This is a genomic window from Lentzea sp. CA-135723 (genome assembly GCF_050936595.1).
Classification (GTDB): Bacteria; Actinomycetota; Actinomycetes; order Mycobacteriales; family Pseudonocardiaceae; genus Lentzea.
Genome location: NZ_JBNJMK010000001.1, coordinates 1,237,882 through 1,260,479 on the forward strand (window position 1 = coordinate 1,237,882; position 22,598 = coordinate 1,260,479).

Genomic DNA, 22,598 nt, shown 5'->3' on the forward strand with positions numbered 1-22,598 from the left:
GGATCGTCACGCGTCGGGCTGGGGTCGCGTCCCGCGTACTACTTCAGGATGATCTTTTTTGAACCGGCGTTCACGCTCAACTTCCGGCGAAGTCGTGCGTCATCCACACGGTGCCCTTCGCGTCGCGGATCACCACGATGCCGATGCGCGTGGACGACTTGCTGAGGATGTTCTTGCGGTGGCCGTCGTTCGGCGGCTTCTCGTCGATCATGCCCTGGGTGAGGCCGAGCGCCATCTTGGAGATCGCCTCGACGTTGTCCTTGACCGGACCGCCCATGCCGACGTTCTCCGCGACGGAGCTCCACTTCACGCCGGCCGCGCTGCTGCGTTCGCCGAGGCCGCTCTCGCCGGGGCACTGGTGCGACAGGCCGCAGCCGTCGCTCATCATCGCCCTGGTGTGCCGGTCGGCGGCGGTCACCAGCGCCGGGTCGACGGTCAGCGCGGGCAGTCCGGCCGCGGCGCGCGTGTCGTTGATCAACGCCAGGACGCGTTCCTCGGCCGTCGCGACCTTGACCTGTTGCGGGGCCTGCGTCGTCGTGGTCGTCGTCGTAGTAGTGGTCGTGGTCGACGTCGTGGTGGGAGCCGACGACGACGTGGGCGCCGCGCTCGACAGCTCCGTCGACGTGACGGACGTCGTCGGCGGCGGGGTGTTCGGCACGGCGACCGCCGCCGGCGGGTCGGACGGGAACAACACGATCGTGCCGACCACACCGACGAGCGCGCACACTGCGGCCGCACCCGCGACCGCGAGCACCGGCTTGGCGGCGAGCTTCCCGAACACGCCGACCGGTTCGGCGAGGTGCGTCGGGGCCTCGACGGAGTGCGCGACGAGCTCGGGCGTCACGTCCCCGAGGTTCTCCAGCAGCCGCGGCAGGTAGGCGGCCGGGACGATGAGCAGCGCCGCGCCGGTGAGGATGCGCTCGACCGGCATGGCGTCGTCCACGCCGCGGCCGCACCGTCCGCAGTCGTCCACGTGCCGCAGGAGTCGCTTGCGCCACAACGGGTTCGGCTCGCCGTTCCAGCCCTGCGCGGCCCGGTCGAGGCCCGCGCAGCGCGGTTCCATCGACAGGGCGCGCACCAGGTGCCGGATCGTTTCGAGGCGGCCCTTGAGCCTGCTGACCCGCACGGTGACGGCGTGCGCGCCGAGGTCGAGCGCGTCGGTGACCTCGGCCCTGGTGAGCTGCCCGACGCGTTCGAGCGTCCACAGCGCCAGCAGCTCGCGGTCGGCCGGGTCGAGCCAGCGCGCGGCCTCGTCGACCTCACGGCGTTGCTGGGCGAAGTGCAGCCGGGACAACGCGGTCTCGACGAACTCGGCGCCGGGGTCGGCCCTGTCGTACTCCTCCAGCGGCGCGGGGGCGAGGTCGCGGCGGCGGTAGTGCTCGCGGACCTGGTTGATCGTGACGGCCACCAGCCAGGACCGGAACCGGTCCGGCTCGCGCAGCGCGTCGATGCCCCGGATCACCCGGACCATCGTCTCCTGCACCACGTCGTCGACCTCGGCGTCGGCGTGCAACGCCCGACCGGCGACGTTGTAGACCAGTGGCAGGCACCCCGCGACCACGGCGTCGAGCGCCGTCCGATCACCGGTCCGCGCGGCCTCCACCTGCTCCGCGTCCACCTGCCCCAGCCACTCCCGACCCGTCACTTCCGCACCCTTCGCCGACCGAGTTCCTCTACGCCATGGGAGACCGGCGAGTCTCACCTCAGGTCACAGAAACCGGGGCGATAGGTGACCCAGGTCACACAGCGACGACCGCCACTCCGGTCCGCCCGCCGTCGACGTCCAGCACGACGCCGTGCACGAACTCGGCGTCGTCCGAAGCCAGGTAGACGGCCGCGTGCGCGATCGCGTCCGGCGCACCCGCCTCGCCTGCGGGAGTACCGCGCATCATCGCGTTCGAGATGCTTCGCGAGGCCTCGTCCCACGCGTCCGAGGCGATGACACCCGGCGAGATGGCGTTGACCCGGACGCCCTGCGAGCCGAACTCCGAGGCCCACGCGCGGGTCAGCGTCTCCATCGCGGCCTTGGTCGAGCTGTAGACGGAGCCGCGCGGCACGCCCAGCCGGGTGATCCAGGAGCCGAGGTTGACGATCGCGCCGGCGCCCGCCTCGATCATGCCGGGGACCAGGGCCTGGGTGAGGAAGAACGGCGCCTTCACGTTGACGTCGTAGATGCGGTCGAACGTGCTCTCGTCGGTGTCGAGGGTGCTCGGCGACGGGTAGATCCCGGCGTTGTTCACCAAGATGTCGACGCGGCCGCCGAGCAGCGTCCGCGCCTCCTCGGCGAGCGCGCTGCTCGCGGCGGGGGAACCGTCGAGGTCGGCGCGGGCGAAGTCGGCCTTGCCGCCACCGGCGCGGATCTGTGCGACGACCTCCGCGCCGCGCGTCTCGTCACGGCCGGAGACGACGACGTGCGCGCCTTCCCTGCCGAACGCGAGGGCGATCGCGCGGCCGATGTTGCTGGTGGAACCGGTGATGAGGGCGGTCCTGCCCTGCAGTCGTTGTGCCATGCACTCGAAGTTAGGAGCCCAATTTTGGACCCGCAAGTCCAGAGTCAGTGGCCGCGCAGGTGGTCGATGAGGAGATCCAGAACGGCCTCCAGGTGGGTGGCGCTGCCGGACGAGCGGAGCACCTGCACACCGCCCTGGATGCCCGCGATCAGGGCCGCGGCCATGCGGTCCGCGTCCACGCCGGCGCGCACGAGGCCGGCGGCCTGCATGTCCAGCACGCCCTGGCGCAGCTCGGCCTGCCACTGGGCGAGCAGCGTGCTGATCACCTCGTGGGCGCCCGGCGTGCTGCCGAGCTCGTTCATCAGCACGCCGAGCGGGCAGCTGCGGCCCTGCGCCCGATATCGTGCGACAACGGCGTCACGCCAGCGTTCCCAGGCGGTCCACGACGTCAGCGCGCCGAGGTGCGGGCGCTGGTCGGCGAGCACGCGCTCCGCCTCGAACCGGGCGACGGCGAGGAAGAGCTCCTCCTTGCCGTCCGGGAAGTAGTGGAAGATCTGGCCCTTGCTGGTGCCGGTGATCGCCCTGATGTCGTCCAGGGTCACGCCGCCCGCGTCGTCGCTGCGCAGATGTGCCGCCGCGCCCTCGATGATGCGCTGCCGGGTCGCCTGGCCCTTCGCGGTGAGCTTCACTCCCCCACGGTACGTTTTCTGGACCTGGCAGTCCACACAGCGCGTCACGTCGGCAAAGCCGCGATCATTGTTCGTATACGGCGCCAAATTCATCGCGACCTTGTTCGCGCGCGCCCCTCTGAAATCAATAGCAAGGATTGCGCACTGCCGCAACGCTGATTATCAAAAACACTCAACGACAGCCTCGGCAGCAGTCCTACCGGCCCGTTCCCTGCTAGCGTCCTTCGAATCGAAGATCGAAGCGCGCGAATCCCGGCACTGACGGGAATGCGTTCAGCGCCGACCACTCCGCACACGAATGGAGATTCCTGTGCTCATTCGAGGCGAGGGCCTGACCGTCGACGACGTCGCCCTCGTGGCGCGGCACGAGGTCCTCGTGGAACTCGACGAGGACCAGATGACCGAGGTCGAGCTGGCCAGGGAGCGCGTGCAGAAGTGGGGCGCCGCCGGGACGCCGATCTACGGCGTGAACACCGGCTTCGGCGAGATGGTCTACATGAACGTCCCGCCGCGCTTCGAGACGGAGCTGCAGGAGAACCTGCTGCGCACGCACGCGGCGGGCGGGGGCGAGCTCTTCGCGGACGACGCGGTGCGCGCGATGCAGGTCGCCCGCCTCAACTGCCTGATCAAGGGCTATTCGGGCATCGAGCCGGACGCGTTGCGGCTGATGGGCGAGCTGCTGAACCGGGGCGTGCACCCGGTCGTCCCGCAGCAGGGGTCGCTCGGCGCGAGCGGTGACCTGGCGCCGCTCGCGCACCTGGCGCTGCCGCTCATCGCCGCGGGCCGCGTGCGCAAGGACGGGGTGGTCCGCGACTCGGCCGAGGTGCTCGCCGAGGAGGGCCTCCAGCCGGTCAGGATGGGCTACAAGTCCGGGCTCGCCCTGATCAACGGCACCTCGGCGATGGCGGGCGTCTCGGCGCTGGCGCTGGTCAGGGGCAGACGGCTGCTCCGCCTCGCGCTGTGGGCGTCGGCCGCGTTCATCCAGGTGATGGGCGGGTCCACCGGGGCGTTCGCCGAGCGCGGGCACGCGTTGAAGAACCACCGCGGGCAGAGCGAGGTCGCGGCCGTGATCACGCGGCTGCTCGCCGGCAGCGGGCTGACCCGCGAGCACTCCGACATCATGGCCCTGGTCAGCGCGAAGGCGGGCGACGACGTCGGCGCGGTCGACGACTACCTGCAGAACGCCTACACGTTGCGCTGCGTGCCGCAGATCCTCGGGCCCGTGCTCGACGCCATGGCCTACTGCCGGCGGATCGTCGAGGAGGAGCTCAACTCCTGCAACGACAACCCGCTGATCTTCGAGACGCCGGAGACCGTCTTCCACGGCGGCCACTTCCACGGCCAGTACCTCGCGATGGCGTCCGACTTCCTGAACATCGCGCTCACCGAGATCGGGGTGCTGGCCGAACGGCAGCTCAACCGGATCCTCGACCCCCACCTCAACAAGGCCTTCCCGGCGTTCCTCGCGCTCGGCGACGAGGGCCTCTACTCGGGCCTGCAGGGCTCGCAGTACCTGGCCACCAGCATCGCCTCGGAGAACCTGGACCTGGCCGCGCCCGCGTCGGTCAAGTCGATCCCGTCCAACGGCCAGAACCAGGACGTGGTGAGCATGGGCCTGATCGCGGCCAGGAAGTCCTTGCGCCTGATCGACAACGTGAACGTCATCGTCTCGGTCCTCGTGGCGGCCTGCCACCAGGCGGCCTCGATCACCGGCGCCGAGCGGTTCAGCCCCGGCGTGCGCGGACTGCTGGACCTGCTGGCCGCCAGGGTGCCCGCGTTCCGCGACGACAAGGGCGTCGCGGCGGACTTCCTCACCGCGGTCAGGGACACCGCGCTGGCCGACGAGGCCGACGCGCTGCTGCCCGCCCTCGACGTCCCCGCCGACCTCTGAGCGGGGCGACACCATGACCATGCGCGAACGGCATCTGCGCAACGCCGGGCTGGTCGTCGCCGACGACGTCATCGTGGCGGCCTACCCGGCTTCGGGAGCCGCGCTGCTGGGCAACGTGCTGCGCGAGCTCGGGCACACGTTCGTCGACCCGCACGTCGACGAGATCGGGCCGGACGGACTGCCGCACGCGCCCGCCGACGAGAAGACGCGCCACTACCGCAGCCGGACCACCGGGCCGTCCACCGCCGTTCCCGGTGCCAGGAGGTTCTTCAAGAACCACCTGAGCCCGGAGTACTTCACGGACATCGCGCCGGAGACCGTGGTGCTGCTCGTGCGGGATCCGAGAGACGCGCTGCACTCGTCGTACCGGTTCTTCCAGGGGTTCGCGCCCACGCTGCTCTCCTACCTCGCCATCGACGACGTGAGCTTCCCGGAGTTCCTCGACGGCAAGGGAGAGGTGGGCGAACCGCCGATCACCGTCGACGGCTGGGTGGACTTCCACCGCGCCTGGCTGGACGCGGCGGACCGCGCGCCCCGCTCGGCCGTCGTCCGCTTCGAGGAGCTGAAGACCCGTCCCGCCGACGCGATGACGCGGCTGCTGCGCACGCTCGGCCTCGACGCCGACGAGCAGTCGGTCGCGCGGGCGGTCGAGCGCAGCAGCTTCGCGGCCATGCGCGCTCGTGAGCAGGAGGTCGCCGGCGAGAACGCTCCCATGATCATGCGCCGAGGCCAGGTCGACGAGTGGCGGGAGTGGTTCGGCCGCGACGCGCTGTCGGACCGGTTCCGGGTGCCGCACCTGGTCGAGACGGCGGCGCGTCTCGGCTACCGGATCAACTGACGGAACAGGAGCACCGCATGCCCCACGGGTTCACCGACCTCCCGTCCGCGTTGCGCCCCGAGTCCGACTACTCGGCGTTCGCGGCCACGTACCGGCACCGCGCCGAGTACGTCCCCGCCGTCGTGGACGCCCTGCTGCGGGTGGCCGAGGTCCGGCCGGGCGACCCGGTCTGCGACGTCGGCGCGGGTTCCGGGCACCTCACTGAACCCTTGCTCCGGCGCGGTTTCTCCGTCGACGCGGTGGAGCCGACACCCGCGATGCGCGCGCTCGGTGAGCAACGGACGCATGGACACTCGCGGGTGCGCTGGTACGACGGGACGGGCGAGTCGTCCGGGCGGGAGTCCGGCGCGTACGCCCTGGTGACGTTCGGTTCGTCGTTCAACCTGACCGACCAGCCGCGGGCGCTCGCGGAGACGGCCCGCATCCTGCGCCACCGCGGGTACTTCGCGTGCCTGTGGAACCACCGGGTGCTCGACGACCCGCTGCAGCAACGGATCGAGGGGCTGATCCGCGACCGCGTCCCCGGCTACAGCCACGGAACCCGGCGGGCGGACCAGACGGAGGTCATCGCGGCGAGCGGGCTCTTCGAGAACGCCGTCGCGCTGTCCGGCACCGAGGTCTTCCGCCTCGCCAGCGAACCGTGGTGCGACGCCTGGGCCTCCCACTCGACGCTCGGCCTCCAGGCGGGCGACGGGTTCGCGGACCTGGTGGACGAGATCCGTGCTCTGGTGCGCTCCGAGGCCGGCGACTGGATAGACGTCCCGTACACCACCAGGGCGTGGGTGGCCCAGGGCAGCGAGGGGTGACCGCGTCCCCGGTCCGGCTCGGGACCAAGGCGGAGACGTTGCTGTGGTTGCGGCCGTTGCTGACGACGGCGCGGGTGCTGCCGCTGACGCACTTCACCCTGCGGGAGTGGCGGAACGCGCCGGACCGCCTGCTCGCGGACCTGCGCCGGCACGAGTGGGCGGCGGGACCGTTGATGGTGCGCAGCAGCGCGGTGGTCGAGGACGCGGCGACCGGCTCCCACGCCGGTCGGTTCCAGTCGGTGCCCGCGCGGACCTCGGCCGAGGTCGTGCCGGCCGTGACCGAGGTGTTCGCGTCCTACGGGCGGGCGGACGCGGACGACCAGGTGCTGATCCAGCCGTTGCTCGAGCACGTCCGGGCGAGCGGGGTCGCGTTCACCTGCGATCCCAGCAGCGGCGCGCCGTACCGGGTCGTCAACTGGACCGGGACCGACCGGACCGACGCCGTGACCGGGGACGGGCAGGCGGACCTGCACCTCTCGTACGGGGTGGCGTGGGCGAGCTCGGAGGAGGCGCCGGATCCCCTCGTGGGCGCGGTCTGGGACCTGCTCGCGGAGCTGCGCGGGCTGCTGGGCGACGAGCAGCACCTGGACGTCGAGTTCGCGCTGTCCGATCTCGGCGAGCTGATCCTGCTCCAGGTCAGGTCCCTCGCGGTGGGCAGGACGGCGGTGGCACCGGACGCGCATCGCGTGACGGTGGACGACACCGCTCGGCAGCTGGCCGAGACCGTCGCGGCACGCTCGGGTGCCCTCGGCGGTCTCGCGGTCTACGGCGTGATGCCGGACTGGAACCCCGCCGAGATGATCGGGCTGCGGCCCAGGCCGTTGGCGTGCTCGCTGTACCGGCACCTGATCACCGACCGCGTCTGGGCCGCCGCCCGGTCGCGCTACAGGTACCGCGACCTGACCGGCACGGAGCTGATGGTCCAGTTCTCCGGGCTGCCGTACGTCGACGTGGCCGCGAGCCTCACCTCGTTCGTGCCGCGCGAGGTGCCCGGCGAGCTCGCCGACCGGCTCGTGCGGCACTGGCTGGAGGAACTGGTCGCGAAGCCGTACCTGCACGACAAGGTCGAGTCCCACCTCGCCGTCCCGGCCGGCACCTTCAGCACCGCGCGGCGGCTGGAAGCCTTGAGCCCCAACGGCTTCAGCGCCGCCGAGCGCGACCTGCTGGCGGACGTCCTGCGCCGGTTCACCGACGACCTGGTGCTGGGCGACCTGTGGCAGCAGGACGTCGCGCGGCTGCGCCTGCTGACCGTGATGACCACCGACGAGGTGCACGCGGCGGAGTGCGGCGGGCCCGAGCTCGGTTGTTGCGGCCCGGCGCTGGTGGCGAGGCTGGACGTGTGCGCCGGCTACGGTTCCAGCCCGTTCGCGGCGCTGGCCAGGGCCGCGTTCGTGGCCACCGACTTCCTCGACGACCTGGTGCGGGAAGGTGTCTTCTCGTTCGCCGACCGCGCCCGCTTCGTCGGCGGCCTCGGGCTGGTGGCCGGTGAGATGCGCCAGGACTTCGCGGTGCTCGACCGCGCGGAGTTCCTCCAGCGCTACGGCCACCTGCGGCCCGGCACGTACGACATCCGGTCGCCGCGCTACGACGAGGCCCCGGAACGCTACTTCGACTGGTCCTCGCGAGAGCGTCCGGTCCGTGCCGCCACGCCGTTCGAGCTGACCGGCGACCAGCGGCGCCGGATCGAGGCGCTCCTGCGCCGCGCGGGCCTCTCCTTCGACGCCGACCGGCTGATGGAGTTCCTGGCCACGGCGATCCGCGGCCGCGAGCACGGCAAGCTGGCTTTCACCTCGGTGCTCGGGGACGTGCTCACCGGCGTGCGGCGGCTCGGCGAACGGTCCGGCTGCGGCGTCGACGACCTGAGCTACCTCGACGTGCCAACACTGGGATCGCTCACCGGGAGACCGGCGCACGACCTGCCGGTGCTGCGCGAGGTCGCGGCACGGGGACGGGCGGCCCACGCCGTGAGCCAGACCGTGGTGCTGCCCCCGCTCGTGACCGGCCCGGCGAACGTGCGGAGCTTCGCCCTGCCGCAGATCCGGCCGAACTTCGTCACCAGGGGCAAGGTGACGGCGCGGGTCGCCCGCGTCGACGACGGCGACACCCCGGACGGCGCCATCGTGCTGGTCGCGAGCGCGGACCCCGGCTACGACTGGCTGTTCACCCGCGGCATCGCCGGGCTCGTCACCGCGTTCGGCGGCGCGAACTCGCACATGGCGATCCGGGCGCTCGAACTCGGCATCCCGGCGGTGATCGGCGCGGGCCCAGCGCTCTTCGACCAGTGGTCGCGCGCCCGCGTGCTCGAACTCGACGCCGCCGGCGGCCTGGTGACGGTGATCGCGTGACCAGGATCGGGATCACCCAGCGGTGCGTGGACGACGACCGCACCGGGGAACGCCGGTGGGCCCTGGACTCCCGCTGGTGGGCCTTCCTCACGGCGTGCGGTGTCGTCGCGGTCCCCCTGCCCAACGACGCCGCGGCGGCCGTCCACGCCACGCACGAGCTGAACCTCGACGGGTTCCTGTTCACGGGAGGCGGTGACCTGGGCGGGGACCAGCCCGAACGCGACCTGACCGAACGGACCCTGCTGGCGCTCGCAATGGAGCAGGACCTGCCCGTGCTCGGCGTGTGCCGCGGCATGGAACTGATCGCGGACGCCTTCGGTGGTTGGCTGAGGCCGGTGGCAGGGCACGTCGGCACCCGTCACCGCATCACCTCCGCCGAGGGCGAGCGGGTGGTGAACAGCTACCACGACCTCGCGGTCGACGGACTGCCCGCCGCGCTGGTCCCGACAGCGTGGTGCGGCGACGTCGTCGAGGCGGTCCGGCACCGGGACGCCCGCGTCGAAGGGATCATGTGGCATCCGGAACGGGAACCCGCGCCCGACCCGCGGGACGTTCTGCTGGTACACCGCCTGTTCGAGCGGGTGCGGCGGTGAGGGCCGTGGTGCTGGCGGCCGGGCGGGGCGCGCGGATGGCGCCGCACACCGACGACCGGCCCAAGTGCCTGATGGAGCTGCGCGGCCGCACGTTGCTCGACCGGCAGGTGGCCGCCCTGCGCGCGGGCGGTGCCGGCGAGATCGGCGTCGTCACCGGCTGGCAGGGAGGCAGGTTCGCCGGCAGCGGCCTGCGGACGTTCGAGAACCCGGACTGGCAGCACAGCACGATGGTCGAGTCGCTCGCGGCCGCGCACGACTGGTTGACCTCCGGCCCGGTCGTCGTGTCCTACGGCGACATCGTCTACTCCGCGACGACCGTCCGCCGCCTCGTGCACTCCTCGGCCGACCTCGCCGTCGCGTACGACACCGGCTGGGAAGACGTGTGGCGGCAACGGTTCGACGATCCGCGCAGCGACGCCGAGTCGTTCCGGATCGACGCGGACGGCCTCGTCACCGAGATCGGCTCACGGCCGCGCGACCTGACGGAGGTGCAGGGCCAGTACATGGGCCTGCTGCGGCTGACACCGCCGTCGTGGGCGGTGCTGCGGCGGGCCCGTGCCGCCGACGCGCGGGTCGCGGCGCTCGACATGACCGGCCTGCTCGGCCACCTGATCCGCGCCGAGGGCGTGCTGGTCGCGGGGGTGCGCAACGACGGCCCGTGGTGGGAGTTCGACAGTCCGTCCGATGTGGAGCCGGGCCTGCCCGTGCTCGACCTGCTCGACGCACAGGAGGGGTGACCGGAGTGGACGCGGGAGTCGTGTGGATCACCGGGTTGTCCGGGGCAGGCAAGAGCACGGTGGCGTCGCTCGTCACCGGCAGGCTGGTCGGCGCCGGACGCCGGCCGGTGCTCCTGGACGGCGACCGGATGCGTCGGATCATGCCCGCCTCCCCCGGCTACACCGAGGCGGAACGGCGGGAGGTGGCCGCGTACTACGCGCGGCTGGCCCGCGAACTGGCCGGGCAGGGACACCTCGTGCTGTGCGCCACCATCTCCCTCTTCCACGACGTGCAGCGCTGGAACCGGGAGAACGTCGAGCACTACCTGGAGGTCTGGCTGCGCGTGCCGCTGGCCGCGTTGAAGAGCCGTGCGGGCAGGTCCGCCTTCTACGACCACGGCAACCTCGAACCGGGCCTGGCCCCGCTGCGCAACGTCGTCGGGGTGGACGAGCTCGCGCAGTTCCCCCAAGCGGCCGACCTGGTGATCGACAACTTCGGGGACACCACGGCGGAGCACGCCGCCGACCGGATCGTGCACGCCGTCACCGGCCGGTGGTCGTGAGCGGAACGGCCACGCGGCAACCGTTGTGGCGCAAGGACGACCGCACGCTCGCGGCAGCCTCGGCCGTGCTGCTCGGCACCAGCATGGGGATCCTCTCCTACGGCCAGCCGGTGCTGCTCAACGCGATCGTGCGGGCGCGGTCGATCCCCACCACCCAGCTCGACCTCGCGGCGAGCCTGCAGTGCCTGGTGAACGCGCTGGCCGCGGCGCTCGTGGTCGTCCTGTGCCGCCGGCTGCCCGCACGGCGGGTGGTCGCGGGCGGTGCGCTCGCCTGCGCGGTCGCGATCGCCCTCATCGCCACCTCCCGCACGGCGTGGCAGCTCTACCTGACGATGTCGTTGCTGGGCATCGCGATCGCCGGCTGCGGCACCCTGGTGGTGAGCACGTTCGTCATCAAGAGCACCGTCAACCGGGACCGCGTGCTCTCGGTCGCGTTCATCGGGTCGAGCGCGGGCGGGATGGTCTGGGCGCCGATCGTCGGCTGGGGCCTCACCGCGGGCGGCCTGGGCGGCGCGGCCGTGCTGATGGTGCTCGGGTTCACCCTGCTGGTCGCGGTGAACGCCCTGGTCTTCCTGCGCCGGCCCGCGCTGCCTCCGAGCGCGGCGACCCCGCCGGTGCACGACGGCACACCGTTGCGCGAGGCCGTTCGCACCCCGGTGTTCTGGGCGTTGCTCGTCGGCAGCACCCTGCTGACCCTCACCCAGCTCGCGGGCGTCTACCACGTCCTGTTCGTCTGGCAGGAGTCCGCGGTCGGCTCGCCCGCGCTGCCCGGTGCCGTGGTGGCCGCGTTCGCCGGGATCGGCCGGGTGGCGGCGGAACTGCTGCTGCGGTCGTGGCCCACGACGTACCTGGCGACCCTGACCTGCGTGCTCCAGGCGGCCGGGTTCGTCCTGCTCGGCGTCGGCGGCACGATGCCGGTGCTGTTCGCCGGTTCCGCGCTGCTCGGCATCGCGGTGGGCAACAGCTCCCTCGTCGTGCTGCTGCTGACCCCGGAGACGTTCGGGCTGCGCGACCTCGAACGGATCGCCGGGACGATCTACCTGTGGACCGGGATCGGCGCGTCCAGCGGCGCGATCGTGCTCGGCCTGCTGCGCCAGGAGGCGGGCGGCTACCGGTTGCCCGTCCTGCTGTTCGCGCTGGTGTCGGCTCTCGCGGGGGTGCTGCTGCGGCGCTGCGGACGGCGCCCCTGAGCGTCAGGGCACAATCGATCCCATGATCATCCGACCGGGACATCCCTGCTGGGTCGAGCTCGCCACCAACGACACCGAGCGCAGCACGCGGTTCTACGAGACCGTGTTCGGCTGGCAGCACCACTGGACGCGGGACGACGCCGGCCGGGACTACGCGGTCGCCCTGCTGGACGGCGAGCCGGTCGCCGGCGTCCGCCCGCTGGACCGCGCCACGCTGGACTGGACGCCGTACCTGGCCGTCGCCGATCTCACCGCCGCGAGCGCCAGGGTGCGCACGCTCGGCGGCACCGTGCTGGAGGCGAGCCCGCAGACCGTGCCCGGCCTCGTGGCCAAGGTGCTGGTCGACGACCCCGGCGGCGCGACCGTCGGCATCGCCCAGCCCGTCGACGGCGGCGGGTTCACCGCGGGCGTGCCCGGCTCACTCGGCTGGCTCGAGTTCGTCACCCGCGGCCCGCGCCAGGCCGACCCGTTCTACCGGGCGCTCTTCGGCTACCGGCAGCAGCAGGTCGGCGACGGCAAGGCCGTCGACCACGTCGTCTACTCCACCGGCGGCGACACCGTGATCGGCCGCGTCCGGATGGCACCGGACACCCCCGCGACCGTGCCGCCGCGCTGGATCGCGCACTTCACCGTCCCGGCGGGCCTGGACTTCTCCGAGACGCTGAACCGGGCCCGCACGGCGGGCGCGCGCCTGCGCTTCCAGCCCCACCCCTCTCCCCTGGGCCAGGTGGCGGTGCTCGCCGACCCGCTCGGCACCCGGTTCGCGATCATCGACCCCGACCTCGCCACCGACTGGGACACCGCCTCGCCCGCCGACGACCCCTACGACGACTGACCGGCGAGCGCCCTCTCGACCATGCTCCGGCCGGCCGCGATCACGGCCTCGCGCGCCGGGCGGGGCTGCCAGCCGAGCACGCGGCGCGCCTTGTCGTTCGAGACGACCTTGACGAACCCGAGGTCGGCGGCGACGGACCTCAGCTCGGGGTTGAAGCGGGACGCGATCCTGACCACGAAGTCGGGCAGCGTGCGCGTCGGCACCTTCTTCGCGGCGTCGCCCAGGTCGTCCTTCAGCAGCGCGCCGACGTCCTTCAGGGCGATCGACGGACCGCTCGCGACGAGGAACCGCTGGCCGGCCGCGTCCGGTGCGGTCATAGCGAGCACGTGCGCGGTGGCGACGTCACGGACGTCGACGATCGGCATGAACATGTTCGGGTACGCGGGCATCCCCCCGTCCAGGATGCGCTGGACGACGTGGTTGGAGCCGGAGATGGCGTCGCCCATGACCGGTCCCATCACGGCCACGGGCAGCAACGTGACGAGCTCCATCCCGTTCCCCTGCTGCGCGACGAAGTCCCACGCGGCGCGTTCCGCCAGGATCTTGCTCTTGCCGTACGCGTCCATCCCCGGTCCGTCGAGGACGGACCAGTCCTCCTCGGTGAACGTGCCGTGCGTGTGCGGGTGCCCGAAGCCCACGGCGTGGAAGGCGGAGGTGAGCACGACGCGGCGCACCCCGGCGTCGCGGGCCGCGCGCAGCACGCGGAGGGTGCCTTCGCGCGCGGGGTCGATCACGTCGTTCTCGTTCTCGACGCGCTGCAGGTGCACCGGCGACGCGACGTGCAGGACGTGCTCGCGGCCCGCCACGGCCTCGGCCCAGCCCTCGTCGTCCATCAGGTCGGCGGCCACGAAGGTGAGCGCCGAGTCGTCCTTCAAGCCCGCGTCGGCGAGGATCGCGCGGACGGCCTTCTCCTTGCCGGGTGACCGCACGGTGGTGCGGACGTCGTGACCCTCCTCCAGCAGCCGGATGATGATGTGGCCTGCGATGAAGCCGGAGCCCCCGGTCACCAGAACGTCAGCCATGTCGTTCACTTTCCCTGGTCAGGTGCGGTGTGATGCGGTCACCGACGATGTTTCGCCCGAACGTGCCGCACTGCCAGGGCCCCTTGCGGCCTGGGGAGTGACAGGACCCCTCACGCACCGGCCCGCCGTCCTACCGTGGTGGCATGACCGACGATCCGAACCTGCTCGGCGAGTTCCTGCGGGCGCGACGGAGCTCGTGACGCCCGAGCAGGCGGGCATCCCGGTGCACGGGGTGCGGCGGGTTGCAGGGCTGCGCCGCGAGGAGGTGGCGATGCTCGCGGGCATCAGCGCCGACTACTACCTGCGGCTCGAACGCGGCCGCGACCGCCACCCGTCGGTGCAGGTCCTGGAGTCGCTGGCGGACGTGCTGCGCCTGGACGACGACACGCGGGAGCACCTGCTCGGTCTCGCCGCCGACAAACCCCGCCGACGCCGCCGTGCCCGCCGCGAGGTCGTGCCCACTGGCACGGCCAAGCTGCTCGCGATACTGCCGTTCCCGGCGTTCGTCGAGGGCCGCTACCTCGACGTCCTCGCCGCGAACCCGCTGGCGACCGCCCTCTCACCGCGGCTCACCCCCGGCGCGAACCGGCTGCGCGACGTGTTCCTCGACCCCGAGGAACAGGAGATGTTCCCCGACTGGGAGATGGCCGCCGCGTACCTGATCGCCGGGTTCCGCCAGGCCGCGGGCACGGCCACCGACGACCCGAGGTTCATCGAGCTCGTCGGCGAGCTCACCCTGGCGAGCCCGCTCTTCCAACGCCTGTGGGCCCGTCACGACGTCCGCCCGCGGATGAGCGCCACCGTCCGGTTCCTGCACCCACAGCTCGGCGAACTCACGCTCAACCGGGAGAAGTACCTCGTCAGCGGGACCGACGGGATCATGCTCGTCGTCTACCACCCGGACGCCGGCACCGAGGCCGCCGACCAGCTCGCGCTGCTGGGCTCGGCCTCGGTCCGGCTGGTGCACGGCGCGTGACGGCTGTCAGGTCACGGTCGTGACCACCACGGCGGCCGTGACCGCCGCGGTCGACGCGGCGATCCCCGCCGCCGTCCTGGTCACCGCGGCGCTCACCGCCTCCGCGCCCCAGTTGCCCCGCTCCAGCTCCTTCGCCCGCTTGCTGACCTCGCCCGACCACGCGAGCGGCGGCCGCAGGACCGGGAGGGCGCCGCTCGCGGACAGCAGTGCGGTCAGCGCGGCGGTGCGCGGGTCCGGGGTCTCGCCGTCTACCAGCACCGCGCGGATGCGTTGGCGGACCTCCTGCTCGTGCGTGGCGTCGGTGGCCGGGAGCGTGTTCATCCGGAACACGCCGAGCACCCGCTTCTTCTCCCTGGCGATCAGGCCGCGTTCCACGAGCCGGTCCACCACCGCGGACCACGTGTCGGCGCCGATCCTCGGCAGCAGCGAGTCCACGGACCTGGGCTTCTCGGTGACCTTGTCGTAGCCGGCCCGCAGCAGCGGGTCGTCGGGCGCCTCGCCGGTCGCGACGACCTTCCTGTCCTCGACGTCGACCAGGCCGGCGAGGGCGAGCTCGACCAGGACGGCGCCGCCCATCGTGGGGTAGAGCGTGCCGGCGGCGGCCGGGGTGCCGGACTCGTCGTCCATCAGCAGCAGGGCGAGGTCCTCGACGATCAGCATGCGCGTTCCTCTCTAGAGCCAGTCGTGTTCACGTGCGTAGCGGGCGGCTTCGTGACGGGTCTTGGTCTGGGTCTTCTGCATCGCGTTCGACAGGTAGTTGCGGACCGTGCCCTCGGCCAGGTGCAGCTTGCGGGCGATGTCGGCGACCGAGTAGCCCTGGGCGGTCACGCGCAGGACGTCGACCTCGCGGTCGGTGAGCGGGCAGTCGTCGGCCACGGCCAGTGCGGAGACGTCCGGGTCGATCCAGCGCCTGCCGCCGTGCAGTGCCGCGATCACCGTCGTGATGTGGGCGGGGTCGGCCGACTTGCTGACGAAGCCCTGCACGCCGAGTTTGAGGGCCTTGCGCAGAACGCCGGGGCGGGCGTGCCTGGTCAGCATCAGCACCACCTGGGACGGCAGGGCACGGCGGATCTCGGCGACGGCGTCCAGGCCGTCCATGGTGGGCATCTCCAGGTCGATCACCAGGACGTCCGGGCGGTGTTCGAGGGTGGCGGTGACGGCCTGGGCGCCGTCCTCGGCCTCGGCCAGGACGGTGATGTCGCCCTCCATCGGCAGCAGCGCCGCCATCGCCTTGCGCAGCAGGGCTTCGTCGTCGGCCAGCACCACGGTCGTCATCGCGCCACCCCCGCCGGGAGGGTCGCGGCCGTGGTGAACTCGCCGTCCGCCCTGGTCGCCGTCAGTTCGCCGCCGAAGCCGGCCAGGCGGTCCCTCAGCGTGGAGAGTCCGCGCAGGTCCGGCCGGTCGTCGCCGGACGCGCCGTCGTTGACGATCGTGATCGCGGACTCGGAGAGCGTGATCCGCACCTGCGCGGCCTGGGCGTGGCGGAGGATGTTGGTGGTCGTCTCGCGCAGGACCTGGCCCAGCAGTTCGCCCGCCGCGTCGCCGACGGCCGCCGTGCGCACGATCCGCACGCGGATTCCCGCCGCTTCGAACAGGTTCTTCGCGTTCTCCAGTTCGCCGGCGAGGTTGAGCCGCCGTTGCGCGTAGGCGAGTTCCTTGGTCTGCCGGATCGTGTCGCCGACGAGGGCGTGGATCTCCCGCAGTTCCTCCTCCGCGCGGTCCGCGTCGCGGCGCACCAGCTTCTCGGCCAGCGCGGTCTTGAGCTTCACCACGTGCAGCGTGTGGCCCTGGATGTCGTGCAGCTCGCTCGCGAAGCGGATGCGTTCCCGTGCGACGGCCAGCTCCCGCTCGTGCTCGCGCGCCTCGTCCAGCTCAGCCAGGACGCGGTAGAAGGCGTCGTTGGCGAACATGAACCCGAGCGTCACCACGATGACGGCCGTGGGGACCAGCACGAACTCGAACGCGATCGCGAGCGCGTTCCCCTGCGACACCAGGAACCTCGACGCGCCCGCCACCGCGACGAACGCGACGAGCCCCGCGGCCGCCGCGATCCGGTGGCGGCGCATCTGCGGCACGATGAGCGGGCCCACGACCGTGATGCTGTAGAACGCCGTGGCGCTACCGCTGACCAGCGCGCCGAAGACCCACACGGCCGCACTGGTTCCCAGCAACGGCAACGCGTGAACGTGGATGTCGTCCCTCGCCCAGCGCACAACGGCCACAATGGACGTCAGCACGCCCACGACCAGGACGGCGGCCTCCCACCAGGTCTGGGAGTCGAACACGACCAGCGCCGTCCCGACCGGGATGATCACGGCGAGCTGCGTGGTGATGTTCAGCCTGCTCATCCGTCCCCGCGCGGAGGAGGCGTAGCTGGGCGGTACGGGCGTCATCACCTGCCCAGTATTTCCCCGGTCGCGGGACGCCACCAGTGACGCCACGTCATGCCTTCGGGGCACAAATGTCATGGCCGGGTGATGACGTGGTGACACTGCCGCCGGATCGTCGCGGCCGGTGGAATCAACGGCATGTCGACCACACCCGTCATCGAAGTGGACAAGCTGAACGTCGTCTACGGCGACTTCCACGCCGTGCAGGACCTGTCGTTCCACGTGCGGCGCGGTGAGCTCTACGCGTTGCTGGGCACGAACGGCGCGGGCAAGACCTCGACGCTGGAGACCGTCGAGGGGCATCGCGCGGCCACCAGCGGCACCGTGCGGGTCTTCGGGCACTCGCCGGCAGACCGTGCCGCCGTGCGCCCGCGGATGGGGATCATGTTGCAGGACAGCGGGTTCACGCCGGACCTGACGGTCGCGGAGTCCGTGCGGCTGGTCGGTTCGCTCACCCGGCGCACCGACGAGGTCGCCCGCGTGCTCGACGTCGTCGACCTCACCCGCAAGGCGGACACGCGGGTCTCGCAGCTGTCCGGCGGCGAGAAGCGGCGCCTCGACTTCGCCACGGCCGTGTACGGCACGCCCGAGCTGGTGTTCCTGGACGAGCCCACGACCGGCCTCGACATCCAGTCCCGCGACGACCTGTGGTCCACAGTGGACCGGATGCGCGAGGCGGGCACGACCGTCGTGCTGACCACGCACTACCTCGAAGAGGCGCAGCAGCACGCCGACCGCATCGGGCTCATGCACCGCGGCCGGTTCCACCGCGAGGGCACCGTCGCCGAGCTGACCAGGACGTTGCCGTCGGTGATCCGGTTCGGCGTCGGCACGGGAGCGCCCGTGCTGCCGCTCGACGCCACCCGCGAGGCGGACGGCCGGTACCTCGTCGAGACGTTCGAGCTCCAGAAGGCGATGTCGGCGTTGCTGCGCTGGGCCGAGGACAACGCCGTCGAGCTGCGCGACCTGGAAGCAGGACCCACGCGCCTCGACGACGTCTTCCGCGCCATCGGTTCCTGATCCCCGTTCAGTCCGGAAAGGACACTGCAGTGCTCCCGATCTTCCTCAGCGAACTCGCCCAGCTCTTCCGCAACCGGTCGGTGCTGGTCACGAGCTTCGTCATGCCCATCGCCGTCAGCGCGTTCTTCATCTACCAGCACGAGGTCTTCTCCCAGCTCGGCAGCCTGGGTTACATCGCGGCGATCGTGATGTTCACGGTCTGCGCGTTCGGCCTGTACGCGAGCTCGGTCACGACGCTGGCCTCCCGCCGCCAGAACCTGTTCCTCAAGCGGCTGCGCTCCACCGCCGCGAGCGACGCGGGCATCCTCGCCGGGCTCGTGCTGCCCGCCACCGCGGTGGCGCTGGTGCAGGTCGTGGCGATCATGGCCGTGCTCGCCGCGGTCACCACCACACCGGACAACCTCGCGTTGCTGGCGCTCGCGGTCGTCACGACCGTGCTGATGATGGTCGGCCTCGCCCTGGCCACCGCGGGGCTGACGAACTCGCCGGAACACGCGCAGGTCACGACGTTGCCCGTCAGCCTCGGCGTGATCGCCGCCGCGAGCTGGGTCGGGATCACCGGGACCGGCGAGCTGACGCTGCTCAAGCGGCTGCTGCCGGGCGGAGCGGCGACCGAGCTGGTCGTGAACGCGTGGACCGGCGGCGTTCCGGTCGCGGACTCGCTGGTCCTGCTGCTCCCGACGCTCGCCTGGGTGGTCGTGGCGGCGGTGGCCGCCTCGCGGATGTTCCGCTGGGAACCGCGCCGGTGACGGCTCACGCCGCCAGGTCGAGCCACTCCCCCACCGCGAGCACGTGGGCGCGTTCGCCCGCGTGCTCGCGGAACTCCCGCTCGGGATCGGCCACCTCGACGTAGCCGGGGATCTTGAACGGCTGCTCCGTCTCGTAGTGGATGGGCACCGCGTGCCGGGCGCCGAGGATGTTGGCCGCCGCGGCCGCCTGGAACGGGTCCATCGCGGCGGTGACCGGGCTCGGAGGCTGGAGGTGCGGCGCGTCGACGACCGCGCCGTTGGCCGGCACGAACACCGCGTCGAACGGGCTGAACCGCCGGGCCACGAGCCACCACCAGCCGTGGAACAGCGTGTCGCCGCCGTGGAAGATCCGCTGCCCGTCCGCCTCGACCACCCAGTTCAGCTGCGGGTCGCCCAGCCCGTCGGCCGACGGCACGGCGGTGACCCGGAAAGGCCCGAACTCCCTGGTGGACCAGGTGTCCACGACCTCGGCCGCGAGCCGGTGGTCCACGATCTCGCGCTCGCTCAGCAACGTCGCCACGTTGTCCACGTCGTCGCCGTGACCGCGAGCGGGCCGCAGCACCGGCGCGCCCGGCGGCAGCACGCTCGCGAGCGCCGCCGCGTCCGTGTGGTCGCGGTGCAGGTGCGTGACCAGCGCCGCCGTGGCCTCACCGCTCGCCGCCGCCACCCCGACGCCCGCCTTCCAGCCCGTGAACAGCGGCGAGAGGTCCTGCACGTAGTCGATCAGCAGCCTCCTGCCCGCCGCCTCGACCTCCACGCCCGCCCAGCCCAGTCGTCGCACCCGCATCCCGCACTCCTCCGTCGGTGGTTTCGGCGGAATTTAGCGTACGAGCGTTCTCCAAATCAATATCGAACGCTCGTACGCTATTCTCGTCCCATGTCGCCGCGCCGTTCCGCCGCCGAGGCGCTCCTGACCCGAGCGCGGATCCTCACCCGCGCCGCCGAGATCGCCTCGGAAGAAGGCCTCGAGGGCATCACCATCGGCCGGCTCGCCGAGGAGCTGGAGATGAGCAAGTCCGGGGTGCACAAGCACTTCGGCACCAAGGAGTCGCTGCAGATCTCCACTGTGGACAAGGCGTTCGTCGACTTCTGGCGCCTGCACGTGGAGCCCGCCCTCGCCGAGCCGTCCGGCCTGCGCCGCCTGCGCGTGCTGTGCGACAACTCCGTGCGGTACCTGACCGAACCGCTGCTGCCCGGCGGCTGCCTGCTGACGGCGGCGCTCAGCGAGTACGACGGACGGCCGGGCGCGGTCCGCGACGCCGTCGTCGAGGCGTGGTCCGGCTGGCAGGACCAGCTCCGCGCCGAACTCGACGCCGCCGTGGAGGGCGGCGAGCTCCCCCGGCCGTTCGACGTCGGCCAGGCGCTCTTCGAGATCCTGGCCGCGGGCTTCGCGCTCAACTCGGCCGTGCAGCTGCAGCAGGACCCGTCGGCCGCGACCCACGCCCGCCGTGCGATGGAACGGGCGCTCGTGCAGGCCTGAGGTCCGGTTTCCCCAGCACCCGAAGCCGTGCGCCGGTAGCCTGCCGGGCATGGCTTCCCACTGGACGCTCGGCTGCGACGCGGCCGACCCACGTGCACTGGCGGCGTTCTGGGCGACGGCGCTCGGCTACGTCGAGGAGGCCGGCTACGACTTCCCCGACGGCGCCTCCATCGTCGACCCGGACGGCCGCGGTCCCGCGATCGGGTTCCTCCGCGTGCCCGAGGGCAAGTCCTCGAAGAACCGGATGCACATCGACATCCGGGTCGCGGGCCAAGGTCCGTGGGACATGGTCGAGCGCGAGCACCTGATCCGCGCCAAGGTGACCGAACTGGTCGCCGCCGGGGCCACGGCCGTGCGCGAGGAACAGGACGGCGACGTGCTCGGGCACGTCGTGATGCTCGACCCCGAGGGCAACGAGTTCTGCGTCGCCTGAACGGTGCCGCGGCGCCTACACCGGCCTTGAAATCGGCCGATTTCTGGGAGCGTTCCCATCTCGGCCACCCCTCATCGAAGGTCGCGACTCACCAGCGTTGACGCTGTTCTCTTTGCTGCCTAACGACTAGAACGCCTCAGCTCACCCGGCGAGCGGTGACACTTGACACTTTTCCGCGCGGAATTCACACTCCCGCAACCTGGGAACGCTCCCAGGATCCGCCGCCGTCGCCCGAGGAGTTCTTCCGTGCGTTCCCACCGCTGGGTCACAGCGGTGGTCTGGGTCGTCCTGTCCGTCGCCGTCGCTTCCTGCGGCGCGGGCAGATCCGCGAACCGGACCGCCGATGGCAGGACCCAACTGACCATCGCCACGTTCAACGAGTTCGGCTACGAGGACCTGTTCGCCGAGTACGAGGCGGCCCACCCGGACGTCGAGATCGTCCAGCGCAAGACGGGCCAGGGCGCTCCGCACCACCAGAACCTGTTCACGAAGCTCGGCGCGGGATCCGGGCTCGCCGACGTCGAGGCGGTCGAGGAGGGCTACCTCAGCCAGGTCATGGCGAAGTCGGACCAGTTCCACGACCTGCTGGACGTCGGCCCGCACGAGGTCACGCCGGACCGCTGGCTCAAGTGGAAGGCCGACGCCGCCACGACGAGGGACGGCAGGCTGATCGGCTACGGCACGGACATCGGCCCGCTCGCCATGTGCTACCGGAAGGACCTCTTCGCCGAGGCAGGGCTGCCGTCCGATCCCGACGAGGTCAAGCGCCTGTTCTCCAGCTGGGACAGCTACTTCGCGGCGGGCGACAGGTTCGTGGCCGCGGTCTCCGGCGTCGCCTGGTTCGACAGCGCGGCGCAGATCTTCAACGCCATGCACAACCAGCACGACGTCGGCTACTTCGACACCTCCGACACGCTCGTCGTCGAGTCCAACCAGGACATCAGGTACGACTGGACCGCCGTCACGAACGCCGTGGCGCGAGGGCAGTCGGCGAAGCTGACCGCCTTCAGCAACGAGTGGAACACCGGGTTCAAGCTGGGCAGGTTCGCCACGAAGACGTGCCCGTCGTGGATGCTCGGCGTCATCGAGGCCCAGGCGGGGCCGGAGAACGCCGGGAAGTGGGCCGTCACCGACGCGTTCCCGGACGGCGGCGGCAACTGGGGCGGCTCCTACCTGACCGTGCCGAAGCAGAGCAGGAACCCCGGCAAGGCGGCGGAGCTCGCGGCCTGGCTCACGGCCCCCGAGCAGCAGATCAAGGCGTTCCGGGCCAGGGGGACCTTCCCCAGCCAGGTCGACGCCCTGGAGAACAGGGCACTGCTGGAGCAGGTCAACACCTACTTCGACAACGTGAAGGCCGGCGCGCTGTTCGCCGCGCAGGTGCAGAAGGTCAAGGCGGCGCAGTACAAGGGGCCTGCCGACGGGCAGATCCAGGAGACCGCGTTCGGCCCCGCCCTGCAGTCGGTCGAGCAGGGCAAGAACCCGGCCGACGCCTGGAACACCGCGGTCAAGGAGGCGAAGAAAGCCGCCGAATGACCGGTTCGAGTCGAATCGACCGTCGAAAGTGGACCGAGATCCGGCCGCCGAGTTGACCACCGCCGTCACCGCTCGGATT

23 protein-coding genes are annotated in these 22,598 nt (G+C 71.7%); 15 read left to right on the forward strand and 8 right to left on the reverse strand.

What is annotated here, in order from left to right:
• Positions 1-76: 76 nt before the first annotated feature.
• From ACQEU1_RS05335 to ACQEU1_RS05345, 3 genes are all read right to left on the reverse strand, one after another.
• Positions 77-1,645 carry a sigma-70 family RNA polymerase sigma factor gene (locus ACQEU1_RS05335; RefSeq protein WP_433196808.1) on the reverse strand — a complete coding sequence of 523 codons (1,569 nt, stop codon included), beginning with the start codon at positions 1,643-1,645 and terminating at the stop codon, positions 77-79.
• A gap of 94 nt (positions 1,646-1,739) precedes the next feature.
• The gene (locus ACQEU1_RS05340; protein ID WP_433196810.1) at positions 1,740-2,510 is read right to left on the reverse strand and encodes an SDR family NAD(P)-dependent oxidoreductase; all 771 of its coding nucleotides are present in this window, start codon (positions 2,508-2,510) and stop codon (positions 1,740-1,742) included.
• Positions 2,511-2,554: 44 nt separating this feature from the next.
• Entirely contained in the window at positions 2,555-3,139 is a 585-nt protein-coding gene (locus ACQEU1_RS05345; RefSeq protein ID WP_433196812.1) for a TetR/AcrR family transcriptional regulator, read from the reverse strand.
• Positions 3,140-3,449: 310 nt separating this feature from the next.
• Between ACQEU1_RS05345 and cmdF the strand changes: the two genes are divergently transcribed.
• Genes cmdF through ACQEU1_RS05390 form a run of 9 tightly spaced genes read left to right on the forward strand, consistent with a single transcriptional unit; the run spans position 3,450 to position 12,916 of the window.
• On the forward strand, positions 3,450-5,030 hold the full coding sequence (gene cmdF, locus ACQEU1_RS05350) for a tyrosine 2,3-aminomutase (protein WP_433196814.1): 1,581 nt from the start codon (positions 3,450-3,452) through the stop codon (positions 5,028-5,030).
• A gap of 13 nt (positions 5,031-5,043) precedes the next feature.
• The gene (locus ACQEU1_RS05355) at positions 5,044-5,868 is read left to right on the forward strand and encodes a sulfotransferase domain-containing protein (protein ID WP_433196816.1); all 825 of its coding nucleotides are present in this window, start codon (positions 5,044-5,046) and stop codon (positions 5,866-5,868) included.
• Positions 5,869-5,885: 17 nt separating this feature from the next.
• The gene (locus ACQEU1_RS05360) at positions 5,886-6,674 is read left to right on the forward strand and encodes a class I SAM-dependent methyltransferase (protein ID WP_433196818.1); all 789 of its coding nucleotides are present in this window, start codon (positions 5,886-5,888) and stop codon (positions 6,672-6,674) included.
• On the forward strand, positions 6,671-9,019 hold the full coding sequence (locus tag ACQEU1_RS05365; protein ID WP_433196820.1) for a PEP-utilizing enzyme: 2,349 nt from the start codon (positions 6,671-6,673) through the stop codon (positions 9,017-9,019). Before ACQEU1_RS05360 ends, ACQEU1_RS05365 begins: the two co-directional genes overlap by 4 nt.
• A complete protein-coding gene (locus ACQEU1_RS05370) occupies positions 9,016-9,612 on the forward strand; it encodes a gamma-glutamyl-gamma-aminobutyrate hydrolase family protein (protein WP_433196822.1) in 597 nt (198 codons plus the stop codon). Before ACQEU1_RS05365 ends, ACQEU1_RS05370 begins: the two co-directional genes overlap by 4 nt.
• Complete coding sequence (locus ACQEU1_RS05375) at positions 9,609-10,349, forward strand: NTP transferase domain-containing protein (protein WP_433196824.1); 741 nt, start codon at positions 9,609-9,611, stop codon at positions 10,347-10,349. The genes ACQEU1_RS05370 and ACQEU1_RS05375 overlap by 4 nt, the downstream gene beginning before the upstream one ends.
• The gene (locus ACQEU1_RS05380) at positions 10,346-10,891 is read left to right on the forward strand and encodes an adenylyl-sulfate kinase (protein WP_433196826.1); all 546 of its coding nucleotides are present in this window, start codon (positions 10,346-10,348) and stop codon (positions 10,889-10,891) included. Before ACQEU1_RS05375 ends, ACQEU1_RS05380 begins: the two co-directional genes overlap by 4 nt.
• The gene (locus tag ACQEU1_RS05385; protein WP_433196828.1) at positions 10,888-12,081 is read left to right on the forward strand and encodes an MFS transporter; all 1,194 of its coding nucleotides are present in this window, start codon (positions 10,888-10,890) and stop codon (positions 12,079-12,081) included. The genes ACQEU1_RS05380 and ACQEU1_RS05385 overlap by 4 nt, the downstream gene beginning before the upstream one ends.
• A gap of 22 nt (positions 12,082-12,103) precedes the next feature.
• Positions 12,104-12,916: a VOC family protein gene (locus ACQEU1_RS05390; RefSeq protein WP_433196830.1), complete on the forward strand. Its 813-nt coding sequence runs from the start codon at positions 12,104-12,106 to the stop codon at positions 12,914-12,916.
• Here ACQEU1_RS05390 and ACQEU1_RS05395 read toward each other — a convergent pair.
• Positions 12,904-13,938, reverse strand: a complete 1,035-nt coding sequence (locus ACQEU1_RS05395; protein WP_433196832.1) for an SDR family oxidoreductase — start codon at positions 13,936-13,938, stop codon at positions 12,904-12,906. The two genes, ACQEU1_RS05390 and ACQEU1_RS05395, sit on opposite strands and share 13 nt — an antisense overlap.
• Positions 13,939-14,134: 196 nt before the next feature.
• Between ACQEU1_RS05395 and ACQEU1_RS05400 the strand changes: the two genes are divergently transcribed.
• Positions 14,135-14,914: a helix-turn-helix transcriptional regulator gene (locus ACQEU1_RS05400; protein WP_433196834.1), complete on the forward strand. Its 780-nt coding sequence runs from the start codon at positions 14,135-14,137 to the stop codon at positions 14,912-14,914.
• 6 nt (positions 14,915-14,920) lie between these two features.
• Here ACQEU1_RS05400 and ACQEU1_RS05405 read toward each other — a convergent pair whose 3' ends face one another.
• Genes ACQEU1_RS05405 through ACQEU1_RS05415 form a run of 3 tightly spaced genes read right to left on the reverse strand, consistent with a single transcriptional unit; the run spans position 14,921 to position 17,307 of the window.
• Positions 14,921-15,574, reverse strand: a complete 654-nt coding sequence (locus ACQEU1_RS05405; RefSeq protein WP_433196836.1) for a GOLPH3/VPS74 family protein — start codon at positions 15,572-15,574, stop codon at positions 14,921-14,923.
• Positions 15,575-15,586: 12 nt separating this feature from the next.
• Positions 15,587-16,189, reverse strand: coding sequence for a response regulator transcription factor (locus ACQEU1_RS05410; protein ID WP_433196838.1), 603 nt, complete (start codon positions 16,187-16,189; stop codon positions 15,587-15,589).
• Entirely contained in the window at positions 16,186-17,307 is a 1,122-nt protein-coding gene (locus ACQEU1_RS05415) for a sensor histidine kinase (RefSeq protein WP_433211337.1), read from the reverse strand. Before ACQEU1_RS05415 ends, ACQEU1_RS05410 begins: the two co-directional genes overlap by 4 nt.
• 135 nt (positions 17,308-17,442) lie before the next feature.
• On the opposite strand from ACQEU1_RS05415, the gene ACQEU1_RS05420 reads away from it, so the two are divergent.
• Positions 17,443-18,324 carry an ABC transporter ATP-binding protein gene (locus ACQEU1_RS05420; RefSeq protein ID WP_433196842.1) on the forward strand — a complete coding sequence of 294 codons (882 nt, stop codon included), beginning with the start codon at positions 17,443-17,445 and terminating at the stop codon, positions 18,322-18,324.
• Between the two features lie 29 nt (positions 18,325-18,353).
• Positions 18,354-19,073 (forward strand): ABC transporter permease, encoded by a 720-nt coding sequence (locus tag ACQEU1_RS05425; protein WP_433196844.1) that lies wholly within the window; start codon positions 18,354-18,356, stop codon positions 19,071-19,073.
• 4 nt (positions 19,074-19,077) lie between these two features.
• Here the strand turns inward: ACQEU1_RS05425 and ACQEU1_RS05430 are convergent, their stop codons facing one another.
• The gene (locus ACQEU1_RS05430; RefSeq protein WP_433196846.1) at positions 19,078-19,860 is read right to left on the reverse strand and encodes an MBL fold metallo-hydrolase; all 783 of its coding nucleotides are present in this window, start codon (positions 19,858-19,860) and stop codon (positions 19,078-19,080) included.
• 90 nt (positions 19,861-19,950) lie between these two features.
• Here ACQEU1_RS05430 and ACQEU1_RS05435 point away from each other — a divergent pair, with 90 nt between their 5' ends.
• The 3 genes from ACQEU1_RS05435 to ACQEU1_RS05445 all read left to right on the forward strand — a co-directional run bounded on the left by ACQEU1_RS05435 (position 19,951) and on the right by ACQEU1_RS05445 (position 22,519).
• Positions 19,951-20,553: a TetR/AcrR family transcriptional regulator gene (locus ACQEU1_RS05435; RefSeq protein ID WP_433196848.1), complete on the forward strand. Its 603-nt coding sequence runs from the start codon at positions 19,951-19,953 to the stop codon at positions 20,551-20,553.
• Positions 20,554-20,602: 49 nt separating this feature from the next.
• A complete protein-coding gene (locus ACQEU1_RS05440; RefSeq protein ID WP_433196850.1) occupies positions 20,603-20,986 on the forward strand; it encodes a VOC family protein in 384 nt (127 codons plus the stop codon).
• Between the two features lie 246 nt (positions 20,987-21,232).
• A complete protein-coding gene (locus tag ACQEU1_RS05445) occupies positions 21,233-22,519 on the forward strand; it encodes an ABC transporter substrate-binding protein (RefSeq protein WP_433196852.1) in 1,287 nt (428 codons plus the stop codon).
• Positions 22,520-22,598: the final 79 nt, after the last annotated feature.